The sequence below is a fragment of the Oceanobacillus longus genome (genome assembly GCF_042650085.1).
GTDB lineage: Bacteria > Bacillota > Bacilli > Bacillales > Amphibacillaceae > Oceanobacillus > Oceanobacillus longus.
In genome coordinates this window covers 1-17,170 of sequence record NZ_JBHSAO010000012.1, presented here as the reverse complement: position 1 = coordinate 17,170, position 17,170 = coordinate 1, and the positions used below count along the sequence as shown (strand labels likewise).

17 protein-coding genes and 11 tRNA genes are annotated in these 17,170 nt (G+C 38.1%); 26 read left to right on the top strand and 2 right to left on the bottom strand.

Annotated features, from left to right (window positions below; all coding sequences use genetic code 11):
• Window positions 1-256 precede the first annotated feature (256 nt).
• Window positions 257-1,024, bottom strand: coding sequence for a rhomboid family intramembrane serine protease (locus ACFOUV_RS16205; protein ID WP_379497828.1), 768 nt, complete (start codon window positions 1,022-1,024; stop codon window positions 257-259).
• An 888-nt stretch (window positions 1,025-1,912) separates the two neighbouring features.
• On the opposite strand from ACFOUV_RS16205, the gene acpS reads away from it, so the two are divergent.
• The 14 genes from acpS to ACFOUV_RS16135 all read left to right on the top strand — a co-directional run bounded on the left by acpS (window position 1,913) and on the right by ACFOUV_RS16135 (window position 12,873).
• On the top strand, window positions 1,913-2,269 hold the full coding sequence (gene acpS / locus ACFOUV_RS16200; RefSeq protein WP_379497827.1) for a holo-ACP synthase: 357 nt from the start codon (window positions 1,913-1,915) through the stop codon (window positions 2,267-2,269).
• A 397-nt stretch (window positions 2,270-2,666) separates the two neighbouring features.
• Complete coding sequence (locus ACFOUV_RS16195) at window positions 2,667-2,903, top strand: hypothetical protein (RefSeq protein ID WP_379497826.1); 237 nt, start codon at window positions 2,667-2,669, stop codon at window positions 2,901-2,903.
• 384 nt (window positions 2,904-3,287) lie between these two features.
• Entirely contained in the window at window positions 3,288-4,319 is a 1,032-nt protein-coding gene (locus ACFOUV_RS16190) for a LolA family protein (RefSeq protein ID WP_379497825.1), read from the top strand.
• 316 nt (window positions 4,320-4,635) lie between these two features.
• On the top strand, window positions 4,636-4,920 hold the full coding sequence (locus ACFOUV_RS16185) for an antitoxin (RefSeq protein WP_379497824.1): 285 nt from the start codon (window positions 4,636-4,638) through the stop codon (window positions 4,918-4,920).
• A 4-nt stretch (window positions 4,921-4,924) separates the two neighbouring features.
• Complete coding sequence (locus tag ACFOUV_RS16180) at window positions 4,925-5,287, top strand: type II toxin-antitoxin system PemK/MazF family toxin (RefSeq protein ID WP_379497823.1); 363 nt, start codon at window positions 4,925-4,927, stop codon at window positions 5,285-5,287.
• A gap of 261 nt (window positions 5,288-5,548) precedes the next feature.
• Window positions 5,549-6,418 (top strand): RsbT co-antagonist protein RsbRA, encoded by an 870-nt coding sequence (locus ACFOUV_RS16175; protein ID WP_379497822.1) that lies wholly within the window; start codon window positions 5,549-5,551, stop codon window positions 6,416-6,418.
• Window positions 6,419-6,423: 5 nt separating this feature from the next.
• A complete protein-coding gene (locus ACFOUV_RS16170) occupies window positions 6,424-6,780 on the top strand; it encodes an STAS domain-containing protein (protein WP_379497821.1) in 357 nt (118 codons plus the stop codon).
• A 2-nt stretch (window positions 6,781-6,782) separates the two neighbouring features.
• Window positions 6,783-7,184 (top strand): anti-sigma regulatory factor, encoded by a 402-nt coding sequence (locus ACFOUV_RS16165; RefSeq protein ID WP_379497820.1) that lies wholly within the window; start codon window positions 6,783-6,785, stop codon window positions 7,182-7,184.
• A 91-nt stretch (window positions 7,185-7,275) separates the two neighbouring features.
• Entirely contained in the window at window positions 7,276-8,289 is a 1,014-nt protein-coding gene (locus ACFOUV_RS16160) for a PP2C family protein-serine/threonine phosphatase (protein WP_379497819.1), read from the top strand.
• A gap of 125 nt (window positions 8,290-8,414) precedes the next feature.
• Window positions 8,415-8,747, top strand: a complete 333-nt coding sequence (locus ACFOUV_RS16155) for an STAS domain-containing protein (RefSeq protein ID WP_379497818.1) — start codon at window positions 8,415-8,417, stop codon at window positions 8,745-8,747.
• Entirely contained in the window at window positions 8,747-9,223 is a 477-nt protein-coding gene (rsbW, locus tag ACFOUV_RS16150; RefSeq protein WP_379497817.1) for an anti-sigma B factor RsbW, read from the top strand. Before ACFOUV_RS16155 ends, rsbW begins: the two co-directional genes overlap by 1 nt.
• Window positions 9,195-9,986 (top strand): RNA polymerase sigma factor SigB, encoded by a 792-nt coding sequence (sigB, locus tag ACFOUV_RS16145; RefSeq protein ID WP_379497816.1) that lies wholly within the window; start codon window positions 9,195-9,197, stop codon window positions 9,984-9,986. Before rsbW ends, sigB begins: the two co-directional genes overlap by 29 nt.
• Complete coding sequence (locus ACFOUV_RS16140; RefSeq protein WP_379497815.1) at window positions 9,983-10,591, top strand: protein phosphatase 2C domain-containing protein; 609 nt, start codon at window positions 9,983-9,985, stop codon at window positions 10,589-10,591. The genes sigB and ACFOUV_RS16140 overlap by 4 nt, the downstream gene beginning before the upstream one ends.
• Window positions 10,592-10,698: 107 nt before the next feature.
• A complete protein-coding gene (locus ACFOUV_RS16135) occupies window positions 10,699-12,873 on the top strand; it encodes a Tex family protein (protein ID WP_379497814.1) in 2,175 nt (724 codons plus the stop codon).
• Window positions 12,874-12,955: 82 nt separating this feature from the next.
• Here the strand turns inward: ACFOUV_RS16135 and ACFOUV_RS16130 are convergent, their stop codons facing one another.
• Window positions 12,956-14,452 carry a catalase gene (locus ACFOUV_RS16130; RefSeq protein ID WP_379497813.1) on the bottom strand — a complete coding sequence of 499 codons (1,497 nt, stop codon included), beginning with the start codon at window positions 14,450-14,452 and terminating at the stop codon, window positions 12,956-12,958.
• A 411-nt stretch (window positions 14,453-14,863) separates the two neighbouring features.
• Here ACFOUV_RS16130 and ACFOUV_RS16125 point away from each other — a divergent pair, with 411 nt between their 5' ends.
• From ACFOUV_RS16125 to ACFOUV_RS16070, 12 genes are all read left to right on the top strand, one after another.
• Window positions 14,864-15,319: a SprT family protein gene (locus tag ACFOUV_RS16125; RefSeq protein ID WP_379497812.1), complete on the top strand. Its 456-nt coding sequence runs from the start codon at window positions 14,864-14,866 to the stop codon at window positions 15,317-15,319.
• 209 nt (window positions 15,320-15,528) lie between these two features.
• Window positions 15,529-15,603: transfer RNA gene (locus ACFOUV_RS16120), tRNA-Asn, on the top strand.
• A gap of 3 nt (window positions 15,604-15,606) precedes the next feature.
• Window positions 15,607-15,697, top strand: a tRNA-Ser gene (locus ACFOUV_RS16115).
• Between the two features lie 9 nt (window positions 15,698-15,706).
• A tRNA-Glu gene (locus ACFOUV_RS16110) sits at window positions 15,707-15,778 on the top strand.
• A gap of 26 nt (window positions 15,779-15,804) precedes the next feature.
• Window positions 15,805-15,881: transfer RNA gene (locus ACFOUV_RS16105), tRNA-Asp, on the top strand.
• A 5-nt stretch (window positions 15,882-15,886) separates the two neighbouring features.
• Window positions 15,887-15,961: transfer RNA gene (locus ACFOUV_RS16100), tRNA-Gln, on the top strand.
• A 229-nt stretch (window positions 15,962-16,190) separates the two neighbouring features.
• Window positions 16,191-16,263, top strand: a tRNA-Lys gene (locus tag ACFOUV_RS16095).
• 104 nt (window positions 16,264-16,367) lie between these two features.
• Window positions 16,368-16,451, top strand: a tRNA-Leu gene (locus tag ACFOUV_RS16090).
• Window positions 16,452-16,516: 65 nt separating this feature from the next.
• Window positions 16,517-16,593, top strand: a tRNA-Arg gene (locus ACFOUV_RS16085).
• Window positions 16,594-16,601: 8 nt separating this feature from the next.
• Window positions 16,602-16,678: transfer RNA gene (locus ACFOUV_RS16080), tRNA-Pro, on the top strand.
• A 63-nt stretch (window positions 16,679-16,741) separates the two neighbouring features.
• Window positions 16,742-16,815, top strand: a tRNA-Gly gene (locus ACFOUV_RS16075).
• 11 nt (window positions 16,816-16,826) lie between these two features.
• A tRNA-Ile gene (locus tag ACFOUV_RS16070) sits at window positions 16,827-16,900 on the top strand.
• Window positions 16,901-17,170 lie beyond the last annotated feature (270 nt).

The window sequence follows — 17,170 nt, the reverse complement described above, 5'->3', positions numbered from 1 at the left end:
CGCAGTCCGTTCGTCGCTAAACGCACACTTCTGTTTTTGATCGGCTAGCTACGGCGACCAGGGGCTATTGGACTTTCCTCACCTCTGTACGATAAGTCAACATCAATTCGCTGTCGCTCACTGTGTTTCCTTTATCTCCGCCGGCTCAGTCCAGTCCATACGCGGGCCTGCAGGATGCAGGTCATGCCGACGTTGGCTCAGGACGAGCCGGTTTTAGTCGGCCTTTCCTTTAACCGGTCACCTTCGCTTTTGATTCTTATAATCTGCTTAGTAATCCGAAGATAACTAATATGCCTAATATAATCCAGAATATATTTTTCCTTAGAGCTGTAGGGATACGCCTTTTATTGTTCCATCGGTTTGGGTCAAATTGAATGGAGTCATCTTCCTTGTATCGACTTCTTCTTATGTTTCTCCATGGGGAGTAAGGCTCTACCTTAGATAGAATTAATGGTGCTATCGCCAGCCCGCCAATCAATCCGAATAAATGAGCATAAACATTAATATTACTTCTCATAAATGTCATTAACAAGGAAATACCCAGGATAGTTATTACTATTTGTGAACTGCCATGGTCAATTAAACTTTTACGGAAGAAAGCCATAAAGGCATAAATTCCAAAGAGACCGAATACTGCTCCTGAAGCTCCGAGATGGACATAGGATAATGGTTCAAGGAAGTAGGTTGCTATGTTTGCGATAATCCCAGTCCCCAAATATGCCAATAAAAATTTGTATTTGCCAAGCATTTGTTCAAGAGCGGGTCCGAACAATACGAGGGAAAAGGAATTAAATAAGACATGCATCAAATCTGCATGGAGGAAAATAGGTGTTACCAACCTCCAATATTCACCCATTTCAATGAGGAAATTACTACCAATTCCCCATTGGTAAATATCCCATCCGATTTGCAGTCCAAGTAAATTTCTAATTAGCCAAAGAAATAAGTTGATAACAACTACGGTAAATACGATGGGATAGTATTGCATAAATTCTTTTATACTTCTCTCATTTCGAATAAACAATTAAGGGGACCCCCTATACAAATATGTTTGTTTTCCCTTTACGCAACTTTCGCACCATTAAAATAAGTTCGAATCGATAACTGGGTTAAACTTAGAATGTTTCTAATAACCCCCTTGCTAAACTTGATTAAAACAAGGCTGTTTTTCGTACTGTTTATAGCCTTTTAATCATCACAGAGTTGAGATAAAATGCAAAGTAACTTCTATATCTAGGGGATGTGAGGTCTTGCTGCCGTCCGTGATCGCTCTGGGCGGATGCTTTCCGCGGGCACGGCCTCAGCCCCGAAGAGAAAACCACTCTTCTGGTCTTCGGACACGTGCTGGGACTGCGATTACTCGTCCCACCGAAAACATTTGTTCCCGCAGGAGTCACCGCCCACAGCGATGCCGGACTGGTGAAGCTGTAGGATGTTATTTTTATCTATTAGGAAGTGTAGTCTTTGTCAGCAACCTTCCAGCTATGGGAAATACACGTAGACTTCTGCGGGAGGCTCACCAGCCGCCCGCGAAAAGCGAAGTGTATTTCCCATAGCGGTCGCCGAAGCTTCTACATACTGTTAGAAACAACCAGCATTTACTTCGTAGTTCATATAAAATCCGACGATAAAAGAGGGAAATTAACGAAAAGATCCTTGAGTATAGATGTATCCAGACTGCTCAGCGCAAAAAGTTAATCCAAAATCAACTTAAACAGTGTAGCTCCAGTCCTCCTAATTCTATCAAGGCTTATTTATCCATTTCATTCTGCGAAAGTTGAATCCTTTATATATGACACTTTGAACATCTTATGAAAGTAAGTTACTATTAATATAATACGTAATATTAACCAATATGACCAATGTAAGATACTTGGCAGCTTCATAAATTTAGAAGAATGAAGGTAAAAAGATGATAAAAGGAATTGGCATGGACTTAATTGAACTGAATAGAATACAAGACAGTGTAGATAGAAACCAAAGATTTGCAGATCGTATTTTGACTAGAAATGAAAAGAAAGCATGTGACGGGCTTCCGACTTATAACCGCAGAATTGAATATATTGCCGGAAGATTTGCTGCAAAAGAAGCATTTGCTAAAGCGGTTGGTACGGGGATCGGACGGCTTAGTTTTCAGGATATGGAAGTGCTCAATGATTCCAACGGCGCGCCTTACTTCGTAGCAAAAGGATATGAGGAAGTGAAGATATTTGTTTCTATCACTCATAGCAAGGAGTATGCTGCGGCTCAAGTCGTTTTAGAAACTTAGTAAACTTTTGATTATTGCATAATTGACAAGGTTGTCTCATATATTTTAGTGCGGGTAGGAGGGAACGAAATGTATATTGTCACCGCAAAAGAAATGTACGATATCAATCATTAGACAATGCATGAAATTGGAATCGATGGCTAGTTGCAGATGGGGAATACTGGCAGAGCGGTTAGTGTTAAGGCGGTGCAGACAGTGGAGATGGATTTGTTATAGCAAGGTCATTACTTGATAAAGGGTATCTATTCTTTATTCCGGGATATACAAATTGTTCCGGATGAAAAAATTAAAGGTACGCTCTATCCTAATAAATTAATTATTAATTGGAATAGCAATGTGAGCTGAGTTGGAGAACTTTCTGTTATAAGAGAAATTGCTGGTCAATCAGATATAGTTATTGATGCAATGCTCGGGTATTCGTGTGAAAGGCGATTTAAAGAAACCGCTGTCTGAGTTTGTTGCAGGAATCAACGAATCTGATAGCAGTGTTATTTCAGTAGATATACCCCCGGATTTGTTTGCAGTTGAACGAGTATTTGCTCTCACCTTTGTGTTCGCAGATTTTATCTATTCATTTGATGCGCCGAAAAAGCAGTGTACATTTGGAGAAGAATCGTATTTTACTATGGAATAGGAGAGCATGTCTTTGGAATTCTTAAAATAGACCTTTCAAATTATGGAACGAAGCGGATTTCGATAGACAATGCCTCATGCCTAGTATAAATGCTCATAAAGACAGTCACGGAAACCGGTTGATTATTAGAAAAATTACAGAAATGCCAGGTACAGCTCTGGTCAGCACCGTTCCTTGTTACGCTTGCATTGATCATGCAGAACCAAAGTAGTTTTGATGCTGTTTTGCAATGCCTGTTTTATTCATGGGAAATTAGCGGATATACAGGTTAGCAAGAAGCACTTATATGTAAGATGGTATATCAAAAGTGTATCGTACATGTTCTTGAAAATTGCGTGTGATGATGATGTTCCCTTTGTTAATCGAGACAAGGGAGATATGTCGATGAAAAAGATCTATGCTTATCGCGTGGCTTTTATTTTAGCCTTATTGGTATTGTTACTGGCAGCTTGTGGTGAAAAGTCACAGGAAGATGTTCTTGCTAAATTGGAAAAAAACATGGAAGAGATGACAGGATATAAGGCCAAAGCCGAAATGGCAATGAATACAGGACAGGAAGAACAAAAATTCAATATTGAAATATGGCATCAAAAGGAAGATTTTTACCGGGTAGCATTGGAGAACAGTCTTGATCAAAAGGAAAGCCAAATTATTCTTAAGAATGAAGATGGTGTTTTTGTATTAACGCCTGCACTTGATAAAAGCTTTAAGTTTCAAACGGAATGGCCGGAAAACAGCAGCCAACCTTATTTGTATCAATCTCTTGTAAACGATGTATTTAAAGATACAGAAGCTGCATTTGAGACGACTGAAAACCATTATATATTTAAAACGAAAACAAATTATCAAAGTAACAATAATCTACCTTCTCAGGAGGTATATTTTGATAAAGACACATACACCCCTGCCATGGTAAAAGTATTGGACAAGGATCAAAATGCATTAGTGGAAGTGAATTTCTCCAATTTTGAAATGGATCCGTCTTTCAATGAAGATGATTTTACGATGGAAAAAAATATGACAAGCAGTGATTCTGCTGACGAAGAAACAGCTGGTCAGGTTCAAGAAACTGCTAGTGAAGATTTAACCGTGCTATATCCTTTATTTACAGCTGGATCAGAGAATATGGAAAAGAAAGAAGTAGAACTGGAAAACGGGAGCCGGGTTATTCTGACATTTGAAGGAGACAAGAATTTCACTTTAATTGAAGAAATTAATCATACGGCACCGGTTTTATCATCTCCGCAGGAAGTGAATGGCGAAATCGTAAATTTGGGTAATACGATTGCAGCGCTTTCTGATAATACACTACAATGGAGCTACAATGGGACAGATTTTACGTTGGCAAGTGATGAGCTGACAAGGGAAGAGATGATTCAAGTCGCACAATCCGTTCAGGGGCAGGTTGCAAAATAAATCAAAAAATATCAGGCAGGCTCGCTTTGTAAGTGCGGCCTGCCTTCTTTTGGTTCTTAGAATTACTATGCATGAAATGAATGGAATTGCATATATTTTACAGGAGTGCTTAAAGTTGATTATAGATCCATAAACCTTCTGCCGGTTCTAAATTATCCATAAATAGTAATGTTTACCACGAGTAATAAATAATAAACGACAAAAACAGGCTTTTTTTTATAAAATCGCCAGAACCCCTTTGCAAACAACCCAATTCAATGCTATGATTAAATAGAAATTTATATCGTTCGTTAACAGTTGTCGGAGGTGCATGGTTTTGTCAGAGAGCTTACAAGAAATCTTGGTTAAGTTACCAAAAAACCTACTGAATGAGGTGGATGGGTTAATGAAATATGAAAATAGCGATTTAAGCGATTTTATATGTAAAGCAACAGAAAGCTACCTAAACCATAAGAAAGAGGAGCATATCCAACGATTTCAGGAAACGATGCAACGTGGGTATGAAGAAATGGGCCGTATTAATTTAACGATTGCTTCAGAAGCCTTTCAAGCTGAAGAGGAGGCTGAAAACACCCTAGAGCGCTCTGTGATCGGGGTGTAATAATTTGATCGTTCAAAGAGGCGAGGTATATTTCGCTGACTTATCCCCTGTAGTTGGATCAGAGCAGGGAGGCGTACGCCCAGTACTGATCCTTCAAAATGATATTGGTAACCGCTTCAGCCCGACGGTTATCGTTGCAGCAATTACTGCACAGATCCAGAAGGCTAAATTGCCAACCCATGTAGAAATTAATGCCAAGCGTTATGGATTTGACAGGAATTCTGTAATTCTGCTCGAGCAGATTAGAACATTAGATAAGCAACGCTTAACTGATAAAATAACAAAATTAGATAAAGAAATGATGGATAAAATTAACCAAGCTGTCGAAATCAGTCTTGGACTCAAAGACGTATACAGTGGAAATTAACTACGACCCTTCTCCGGTGAGAATGGGTTTTTTTATGATTTTTAATAAAAGTAGGTTTAGTAGATGAAAGAGTAGGGTAAATATAAATGGTTATTTGATTTTACCAATTACATATCATTCTTACTTAAACGTCTGATTCACATAGTAAATGCACATAAATTACAAGTGATTGTAAAACTTTTTGGTAGATTATTTGTATGGTACAATATTTAAAAGACTTTTTATAAAAATAGTTATAAAAACACCATTGGAGGTAAAAAGATGGATTCGAGATTCAAACAGTTAGTCATTGATAATAGTGATTCAATTGTACAAAAGTGGATGAATGAAATTGATTCGTTGAAATCGGGAAATTATACGGCGGCAATTTCTGATGAATTATATGAAAGTACAAACCGTGAATTTGTTAATGTAATATTTACAAGCATACGTAATCAAGGGTCTACGAAGGCGGTTGAAGACTTCTCTGAAAAAATAATCAATCTAGGTTGGCCTTTAAGTTATATAACAGATGGGTTACAGGTTTTCAGAAGAGTATCAACAGACTATTTGCTTACACAATCCGATCAAGTGGATTCCGACTATTTCTCCAATGTATTAACAAGTGTGGATAATTGGGTAGAGCCAATTATTCGTGAACTAGTTAATGAATATTCCGGGAGCTGGGAGCATATTTTATCCCTTCAACGATTAGCATTACAGGAACTATCCGCACCGTTGATTCCTGTTATGGAAGGTATAACGATTATGCCGCTTATTGGAACAATTGATACAGAACGAGCAAAATTAATCATGGAGAACTTGTTAGAGGGAGCAATTAAACATAATTCAGAGGTTGTATTAATTGATATTACTGGAGTACCGGTGGTCGATACAATGGTTGCCCATCATATTATTCAAGCCGCAGAAGCAGTAAGGTTAATAGGTTCGACGTGCATTTTAGTCGGGATACGTCCGGAAATTGCACAAACCATTGTTAATCTAGGAATAGATTTGAGTAATTTCCCTACTAAAAGTTCGTTGAAAAAAGGATTCACAAAGGCTCTGGAAATTACCGGACGCCATGTTGTGGACATAGAGGCGAAACAAAATAATATCGAACAAATTATGGATTCTTTACAAGGAGAGTGAAACTGATGCGAATTCCTATTCTCAAACTACACAATTATTTGCTTATTTCGATTCAAACGGAAATTGACGATCAAACCGCTATCCAGTTTCAAGAGGATTTATTGGATAAAATTCATAAGAGTGGAGCGTCAGGCGTTGTCATAGATTTAACATCTGTAGATATTATAGATTCATTTATTGCAAAAGTTTTAGGTGACGTCGTTTCAATGTCAGATTTAATGGGGGCAAAAGTAGTTTTAACCGGTATTCAACCTGCTGTAGCAATGACTTTAATTGACTTAGGTATTCATCTGCAAAATGTACCCACGGCATTAGACCTTGAACAAGGGCTAATAAAGCTGCACCAGGAATTGGGGGTATAAAAATGGAGCCTAACTCCTGTGTTAACATTCATAAAGAGTGGGATATAGTGGGAGCAAGACAGCTTGGACGCGAGATGGCCAAAAAGCTAGGTTTTGGTACGGTCGATCAGGCTAGGATTGCTACCGCAGTATCCGAATTAGCTCGTAATATATACTTATATGCTGAAAAAGGTCAAATTTGCTTTGAGATTATAGACAACATAGAACATCGTGGTTTATGTATGACAGCGGTAGATTCAGGACCAGGGATTTCTGATATCAGTCAAGTTATGGAAGATGGATATACTACTTCAGGTGGGCTCGGCGCAGGACTTCCTGGTGTTAAACGTCTAATGGATGAATTTTATATTGAATCAGAGATTGGGAATGGAACTCGAATAAAGACAATGAAATGGGTTCGTTAAATAAAGGAAGAGAGTAGGTGTTTGTTTTTATTGTGCAAACACCTTTCCTGTAGAGTTTTATCCTGTTATTTAATTTTTTAGGGGGATATGAATGGAAGAAGTTATAAGCAAAAATGCGACGAATTACAAAGAGTTATTGAAATACTATTTAGCATCACAGGATGAACAGTCCCTCTATGGTGTAGAGAAGGTTAGTAAAGAATTTATAAAAAACCAAATTTTGCCAGAAGAGATAGTGAACCTTCATATTCAGGCGATGGCGGAAATAAATCCTGACCTTACTGAACAATATAAACATTCCATGAATTTCCTACTGGAAGCCATGATTTTTTATGGACTTGCAATGCAGGAAATCCCATTGTTAAGAGAGGAAAAACATTTACTCAAATCAGAAATATCGGTTGCTGCAAATATGCAAAAAACTCTTTTAGGAACAAAGAAGCCTACCATTGAAGGGTTGGATATTGGCATTATTAGTGTCCCTGCTCATCAGATGAACGGTGACTATCATCATTTTGTGAAAGGGAAAAACGGTTCCTTAGGTATTGCAATAGCAGATGTGATTGGTAAGGGAATCCCTGCTGCATTATGTATGTCGATGATTAAATATTCCATGGATAGTTATCCGGAAGAATCTATGAGTCCTAAATCAATTTTGAGAAATCTGAATAGGGTTGTGGAACGGAACGTGGATCCAAGCATGTTTATTACAATGTGTTATGCGCATTACATGCCTTCAGAAAGCAAACTTCGCCTTTCTTCAGCTGGTCATGAGCCTGGATACTATTATAATTCACAAACGGATACCTTTCAGGAAATTGAAACAAAAGGATTAGTGTTGGGTGTGTCACCTGATACGGAATATAATGAATATGAGATAGACATTAATAAAAATGATATGGTCATTTTACTTACTGATGGTGTCACAGAGTGCCGGGATGGCGACAGATTTATTGAAAGTCAGGAAGTACTCGATATTATAAATAAATATGCCGATTTACCTGCACAACAGATGGTGGAAAGTGTTTATAAACATTTTGAAAGATTGCAGGATTTTCAGTTAAGGGATGATTTTACTTTATTGGTTTTAAGAAAAGATGTTTAAGGTTTCGTTTTAACGGGTAAGTACTTTTCATAAGGAATGTTAGGATAAATACAAATATTAATAGCTTGTTCGTTGTTTGATGTAGGAAATTCTACATAATTAACTATTGTATTAGGAGGTATAAAATGAATTTAACAGTAAAAGTGGTGGATGGAATTGAAAAGTCCATACTACATGTAGCAGGTGAAATAGATGCTTATACCGCCCCGAAACTGAAAGAGGCTTTACTTCCGCTAACGAAGGTGGATGGTAGGATTGTAGAAGTAGATTTGGAGAATGTTAATTACATGGATAGTACGGGATTGGGAGTTTTCATAAGTGCTTTAAAATCCACGAAGGAAAGCAATTCCTCATTAACATTAATCAATTTACAAGATAGAGTACATCGTATTTTTGAAATTACAGGTTTGGATGAGGTTATAGATATAAAAGCAACGATTCGGGGTGGAAATGAGTAATGGAAAGATTTGATTTTATAGAAATTAAAGTTCCTGCTAAAGCTGAGTATGTGGGTGTTGTGCGTTTAACGATGTCTGGCATTGCAAATAGAATGGGTTTTTCCTATGAAGATATTGAAGATTTGAAAGTCGCAGTATCTGAGGCTATAACAAATGCAGTTAACCATGCCTATAACGAAGATGATCAAGGTGAAATAACCATTGGTTTCGGTGTATATGAAAATCGTATTGAAATCATGATTGCTGATCATGGTGGTAGTTTTAATTTGACAGAGATAAAAAATGGTACAGGTCCATATAAAAGTAGTGAACCGGTTGAAAATCTTAGAGAAGGCGGTTTTGGATTATTCCTAATTGAGGCTTTAATGGATGAGGTCAAAATCAATAATAGTTATGGTGTTATCGTTTTGATGACAAAATATGTTAGCGAAAAAGAGGTGGACATCGATGGCGACCAAATCTCAACCACACAATAGAGGTAGAGATGAGGTTTATCAATGGATTGAATATCTCCAAAAAGAGCCTAAAGATGAGGAAATCCAAGAGAAAATTGTACTTACCTATAAAGACCTGGTTGGATCAATAGCTCGAAAGTATTCTAAAAACAGTGCGATTCATGAAGATCTAGTACAAGTGGGAATGATAGGTCTATTGGCGGCAGTCAGAAGATATGATCCAGCATTTGGTAAATCATTTGAATCCTTTGCAATCCCAACAATCATAGGCGAAATAAAACGTTTTATCCGTGATAAGACATGGAGTGTGCATGTGCCTCGTCGTATTAAAGAATTGGGTCCAAAGATAAAAAAAGCAGTTGATGAGTTAACGACGATGAATCAAGAATCTCCAACAGTTAGTGAGATTGCTGATTATTTGGAAGCGTCTGAAGAAGAAATACTGGAAACAATGGAAATGGGCAAAAGCTATAAAGCTCTGTCCGTAGACCGAAAAATTGAGGCTGATTCAGACGGTAGTACGGTAGCAATTCTTGATCTAGTTGGAAATAATGAGAATGGCTATGAGAATACCGAACAAAGAATGATGCTTGAGAAGATTCTCCCCATTCTATCTGAACGTGAACAAGAGATATTGGAGTGCACGTATTTTAAAAATATGAGTCAAAAAGAAACAGGCGAGTTGCTAGGTATCTCCCAAATGCATGTATCGAGATTACAAAGACGCTCACTCAGAAAACTTCGCGAAGCAATTCAGTCTGAAAGTTCGGAGGTTTTCGATTGAGTTCCCAAAATAGAGTGGAGGTTTCTGTCTATCAAAAACCAAAAAAGGGGAACTATCAATGTGGAGATAGTTATTTTTATACAGAAACTGAGAATGAATTTGTATGCGTAATTGCAGATGGGCTGGGTAGCGGAGAGTTCGCGAAGGAATCTTCCCAAATCGTTATCGATATTATTAAAAGTAATATTCATGCAACCGTCGAACAGTTGGTGAAAGTATGTAATTCGCAACTGCTCGGAAAACGCGGAGTAGTTGTGGGGATCTTAAAATTGGATTTCAAAAATCATATTTCTTCCTTTTCTTCCATTGGTAATATCGGAATAATGTCTATAACAGAAGAGAAGTTGAAAAAACGTAATATTCCCGTCGGTGGATATTTAGCTGGACATCATCGGGCGTTTAAGGTAATGAAACAGAAACTGGAATCAAATATGAATTTTATTATGTTCTCTGATGGTGTGCAGGATAAAGAATTATCGCAATGCTTTTTTACCAACAAGAGCGTGGAGAGTATTACAAAAACATATGAGCAGTTGAGTGATAAAATCAGAATGGATGATACCACATTAATTGCTATGAGATATGTAGCCGAATCATCTAAATGACTGACGAGATGTCGGTCTTTTTTTGTGTTGGTCTTCAATATATAGCCTGATTGGGAAAACATAATTATTTTTGGTAAAATAGATTGGTACATGAAGGAGGAACAACCGTGGAAGAACAGTTAGATCAAAATCTTATAAAATGGGTTTCCAAAGAAACAGAAGTAAATACAAATACAGTTAAAAAAGTAATTGCATTATTAGATGAGGGAAATACGGTCCCTTTCATTGCAAGGTATCGTAAAGAATTTACTGGCGGGCTTGATGAAGTGCAGATTAAAGCTGTACAGGACAAATGGCATTATGCGGTTAATCTTTCTGATAGAAAGCAAGAAGTGCTCCGAATCATTGAAGAACAAGGGAAATTAACCGAAGATCTCGAAAAGGAAATAAATCAGGCGACACAGCTTCAACGTGTGGAAGATTTGTACCGTCCTTATAAACAGAAGCGGAGAACCAAAGCAACCATTGCGAAGGAAAAAGGGCTGGAACCACTTGCGGAACTTATTTGGAAGCAAGCATCTCCATTTGAATTGGAAAAGGAAGTGGAAAAGTACTTTTCCCAAGAGCATGAATTACATACAATTGAAGAAGTTATTTCGGGTGTAAATGACATTATTGCAGAATGGATTTCTGATGATGCTGAATATCGCGATTATATTCGTGAAGAAACCTTTAAACGGGGAACGATCCAGTCAGAAGTAAAAGATAAAGAAAAAGACGAAAAAAGTATTTATGAAATGTACTATGATTACAGTGAGTCTGTCCGTTCCCTTGTGTCCCATCGTATTTTAGCATTAAATCGTGGAGAAAAGGAAGATATTCTTAAAGTGGTAATCGAACCACCCGCAGAACGTGTAACCCAATTTCTTCAGAAGAAAGTTATAAAAAGAACTACCGACGAAAAGTTGGCCGAGGTTTTAACGAATGCATTAGAAGATAGCTATAAACGGTTGATTCAGCCATCGATTGAGCGTGAAATTCGCAATAGCCTAACGGAAAAGGCTGGAGAACAAGCGATAGAAGTATTCTCCATTAATCTTAAAAATTTATTGTTGCAGCCTCCATTAAAAGGGAAAACAATACTTGGAGTTGATCCAGCTTTTCGGACAGGATGTAAACTGGCTGTCATTGATGAGACAGGAAAAGTACATGAAGTTGGTGTCATGTATCCAACCGCACCCAAAAATGACACTGTTGGGTCGGAAAAAATGGTCATGAAATTAATAGAGAAGTATCAAATCGAATTGATAGCAATCGGAAATGGGACAGCATCACGTGAAACCGAACACTTCATTTCCGAAGTAATTACAAATAACAAGCTAACGATTCCTTACATTATTGTGAATGAAGCAGGAGCAAGTGTCTACTCGGCTTCAGCTTTGGCTCGCGAAGAGTTCCCTGATTTACAAGTAGAGGAAAGAAGTGCCGCATCTATTGCGCGTAGGGTTCAGGACCCATTGGCGGAGCTAGTGAAAATTGACCCAAAATCGATTGGGGTTGGTCAATATCAGCACGATGTAGCTCAAAAAGCGTTAAATGAGTCTTTAACATTTGTAGTAGAAACAGCTGTTAACCAGGTTGGAGTAAATGTTAATACTGCTTCATCTTCCTTATTGCAATATGTAGCAGGTCTAAGTAAAACAGTCGCTAACAATATTGTGAATAAGAGAAATGAAGAAGGGAAATTCACAGACCGTAAACAATTAAAGAAAATACCAAGACTCGGTGCGAAAACATATGAACAGGGAATTGGTTTTTTACGGATCATTGATGGAGATAATCCACTAGATCGAACACCAATTCATCCGGAGAGCTATACCAATGCGAAGAAGTTGTTAAAAATGCTCGGTTGTGGGTTGTCTGACATTGGTTCAGAAAAATTGCGAGATAAGATGAATAGTCTGAATAAAAGTGAAGTCGCAGCAAACTTAGAAATCGGTGAACCGACTTTAATGGATATCATGGATGCACTAAGTAGACCGGAGCGAGATCCTCGTGATGATTTTCCACAACCACTTCTGAAGCAAAACGTGATGACGCTGGAAGATTTGAAACCGGGTATGGAGATGCAAGGAACAGTTCGTAATGTCGTTGATTTTGGAGTGTTCGTTGATATTGGCGTGAAGCAAGATGGACTTGTGCACATTTCCAAAATGGCAAATAAATTTGTGAAGCATCCCATGGATATTGCTTCAGTTGGAGATGTCGTTACCGTCTGGGTTGAACAAATCGATGCGAATAAAGGAAGAATTGCTCTATCGATGGTTAAAAGTGATAACTAAATAGAAAGAGGCTGATTACTTTGCAGTAACCAGCCTTTATAAAACAAGCAGTCCAAAGCTTTTCTTGGACTGCTTGTTAGTATTAAACTAACTCTTCGTTAGCAGCTTTCACTTCACTCATCGGAATACCTAATGCATCTGCTACACCTTTACCGTAAGCTGGGTCGGCTTTATAGCAGTTGTTAATATGACGTAGTTGTGTTTGTTTTGTAGTACCTTGCATAGCACGTGCAGTGTTTTCAAATAATCTTTGTTGTGCTTCAGGGCTTTGTAATCTAAATAGTTTACCTGGTTGTTCAAAATAAAGATCATCATCTTTATCAAAGTCATAGTAATCAACATCCGCACCAAGTTTTAATGCAGGTTCTTGATGTTCCTTACTATCTTGCCATTCTCCATAGCTATTCGGGCTATAAGAAATTTGGCCACCACCATAAGGTATAACTCTTCCTGCACCATCTCTATGATATGGATGGAAGTTTTCCGCATTTTTTGGATAGTTAACAGGAATTTGCCAGTGGTTAACACCTAGGCGATAACGTTGTGCATCCCCATAGGAGAATAGTCTACCTTGTAACATTTTATCTGGTGAGAAACCAATACCAGGAACAATGTTTGTCGGAGCAAAAGCAGCTTGCTCTACTTCTTCAAAATAGTTCTCTGGATTGCGATTTAATTCCAATTCGCCTACTTCGATAAGCGGGAAATCGTCCTTGTACCAAACTTTAGTTAAATCAAATGGGTTATAAGGCATATTTCGTGCTTCTTCTTCTGTCATTACTTGAATGTACATTTTCCATTTCGGTAGATTGCCTTTTTCGATATTTTCATATAAATCTTTTTGATTACTTTCACGGTCTTTACCAACTACTGCTTCAGCTTCCTGGTCAGTCAAGTTTTCAATACCTTGTTCTGTGTAGAAGTGGAATTTAACCCATGTACGCACATTGTCTGCGTTAAACATGCTATATGTGTGACTGCCGAATAGGTTCATATGTCTAAAAGTTTTTGGAATTCCCCGGTCACTCATGACAATACTAACTTGGTGAAGAGCTTCAGGTAGGTTTGTCCAGAAATCCCAGTTAGCTTCCGGGTTATGCAGATTCGTTTTCGGATCACGTTTTACAACATGGTTAAGGTCAGGGAAACGTTTCGGATCACGGAAGAAAAATACAGGTGTATTATTCCCAACTAAATCCCAGTTACCTTCTTCTGTGTAGAATTTCAATGCTGTTCCGCGAATATCACGTTCGTCATCTGCTGCACCACGTTCACCCGCAACAGTTGAAAAACGAGCAAACATGTCAGTTTTCTTGCCGACTTCAGAGAAGATTCTAGCTTTTGTATATTTAGTAATGTCATTCGTTATTGTTAACGTACCATAAGCACCGGATCCTTTTGCGTGCATACGACGTTCTGGAATTACTTCTCTATCGAAATGCGCCATTTTTTCAAGGAACCAATAATCTTCCATTACTAACGGACCTCTAGGGCCAGCAGTTTTTGCATCATCATCGTTTGGTACTGGAGCACCGAATGCAGTGGTCATTTTCTTTTTATTTAGGTCTTTTTCACTCATATATAGTATCCCTCCTGTTTATTAAATACAATAATTATAATAACACAATAATTACCAGATTACTATAAATGTAGTTAGGTAATATCGGCAAATTTTTAGCTGGAAAATCAAATAATGCTTTAATAGCACATTCTCATAAAACCAATTAATCTTTCCAATACGTTCATCTTATCAACCAAATGGAATAAGAATATACATTTTCCAAACAAAAGTATTATCAATTGAGATAATTAATTGAGAAAAGGATGGTAGAGATGATTTATAGTGAAGTGAGCATGAGTAGGTGGATTAACAGATCTAAAGCTTAAAAGTTCTTATAATAAATACATATTATGTGGAAGCGTAAGATACCATTTTAGATATTGTATGTTAAAATAGATGCAGATTAAGATATAAGGAAGTAATTTTAAAATGGCATTATTAGAAGAAAAGGTTTTATTTGAACTGGTAAATAAACTATCGGAAACATATTTCCATAAACCATTCCGGCATGATGTACGCTTCAATCATCGTTTGAGAACAACTGGAGGTAGGTATATCCCTGCTAAAAAGTTAATTGAATTGAATCCCCGGTATGTAACGGACATGGATGAACATGAGTTTATGGGCATTATCAAACATGAATTATGTCATTATCATCTTCATATAGAAGGAAAAGGATATAAGCATCGTGATAAAGACTTCCGAAACCTTTTAAAAGAGACCGGGTCACCGAGGCATTGTAACCCACTACCAACTGAAAAGATAGAGTATAGATATAAGTACAAATGTAATAAGTGTCATCATGTTTATAACAGAAGGCGGCGTGTTAATGTAGAAAAGTACAGGTGTGGCAAGTGCCGTGGAGAACTAATCTTTCAAAAGTAATAACGGAAAAGGCAGTTCTTGTAAAAAAATGTAATAATCGATTGACGAAAAATGTCATCCATGTTAAATTAAATAAGCTAACAAATTAACGCTGTTATGAGTTAGCGATCACGGAAATAAGATTTGACAATTAAATAAATTTATTGTATTATATTTCTCGTTGCTATAATTATTCTTTAGTGAATGATTTCAGGCGTAATGATTATTATTCCACAGTAGCTCAGTGGTAGAGCAATCGGCTGTTAACCGATCGGTCGTAGGTTCGAATCCTACCTGTGGAGCCATATGGAGAAGTACTCAAGTGGCTGAAGAGGCGCCCCTGCTAAGGGTGTAGGTCGTGTGAGCGGCGCGAGGGTTCAAATCCCTCCTTCTCCGCCATTTTATTATGGCCCGTTGGTCAAGTGGTTAAGACACCGCCCTTTCACGGCGGTATCACGGGTTCGAATCCCGTACGGGTCATCTTTCTTTTAAATAAAAAATAGTTAGGTCCGGTAGTTCAGTTGGTTAGAATGCCTGCCTGTCACGCAGGAGGTCGCGGGTTCGAGTCCCGTCCGGACCGCCATTAGTTGGGCCATAGCCAAGCGGTAAGGCATCGGGTTTTGATCCCGTGTACCCCAGGTTCGAATCCTGGTGGCCCAGCCATTTTATTTATAAAAGAAGTAAATACTATTTAAAGAATAGTATTTTTTTATTCCTGAATTCCACAACTCATTTTACATGAACCATTAGCTCAGTCGGTAGAGCAACGAGCAATAATTCCACCGAATAATCTGCGAGTAACCCCGATGCACGAAACATCCTTGAATTAGCTTTCAGAAGCAGGGGTCAACCAGATGAACATGCTTGTTTAGCAAGAAAACTCATTTTATATGAGCCATTAGCTCAGTCGGTAGAGCATTTGACTTTTAATCAAAGGGTCGAAGGTTCGAATCCTTCATGGCTCATCATTTACTTGAATCAGGTTCTAGTGTCGATTGCGGACGTGGGAGTTCAACTCCTTCATTTGTATCCATTTTAGGAGCTTGGGTTTAAATAGTATTGATCATACGCGGTCGTGGCGGAATGGCAGACGCGCTAGGTTGAGGGCCTAGTGGGTGAATAACCCGTGGAGGTTCAAATCCTCTCGACCGCACTTTCTTCAAAAAAATGCTTGCTATCTTCATTAGAAAATGTTAGTTTTAAGAGGTTCGCTTTTAGGCGCCCGTAGCTCAATTGGATAGAGTACTTGACTACGAATCAAGCGGTTAGAGGTTCGACTCCTCTCGGGCGCACCATTTATTATCGGGAAGTAGCTCAGCTTGGTAGAGCACTTGGTTTGGGACCAAGGGGTCGCAGGTTCGAATCCTGTCTTCCCGACCAGAAATTTAGTGTCGATTCTTTCTATTAGATAGATTGTAACTTCAACGTAATTCTTTTTTATATGCGGGTGTAGTTTAGTGGTAAAACCTCAGCCTTCCAAGCTGATGATGAGGGTTCGATTCCCTTCACCCGCTCCATATTTAAATATGGGCCTGTAGCTCAGCTGGTTAGAGCGCACGCCTGATAAGCGTGAGGTCGGTGGTTCGAGTCCACTCAGGCCCATCACACTTCTTCTGGTGAACTATTGACTTTCAATCTTAGAAGTGCTAACATGTAAAAGCTGTCACAGAAATTATTACTAACAAAAAATAAATTCATTGTTGACAACACAAACTGCTTTATGGTATGCTATTGTAGTTGCTTCAGAAAAGCGACTTACAAATTTGCTCTTTGAAAACTGAACAAAACAACCAGTATGTCACAGAAAAGAAAACTTGTTTTTCTTTCTAAAACAACTCATTAAGTTTTACTTTTTGAGAAAGTAACAAGCTA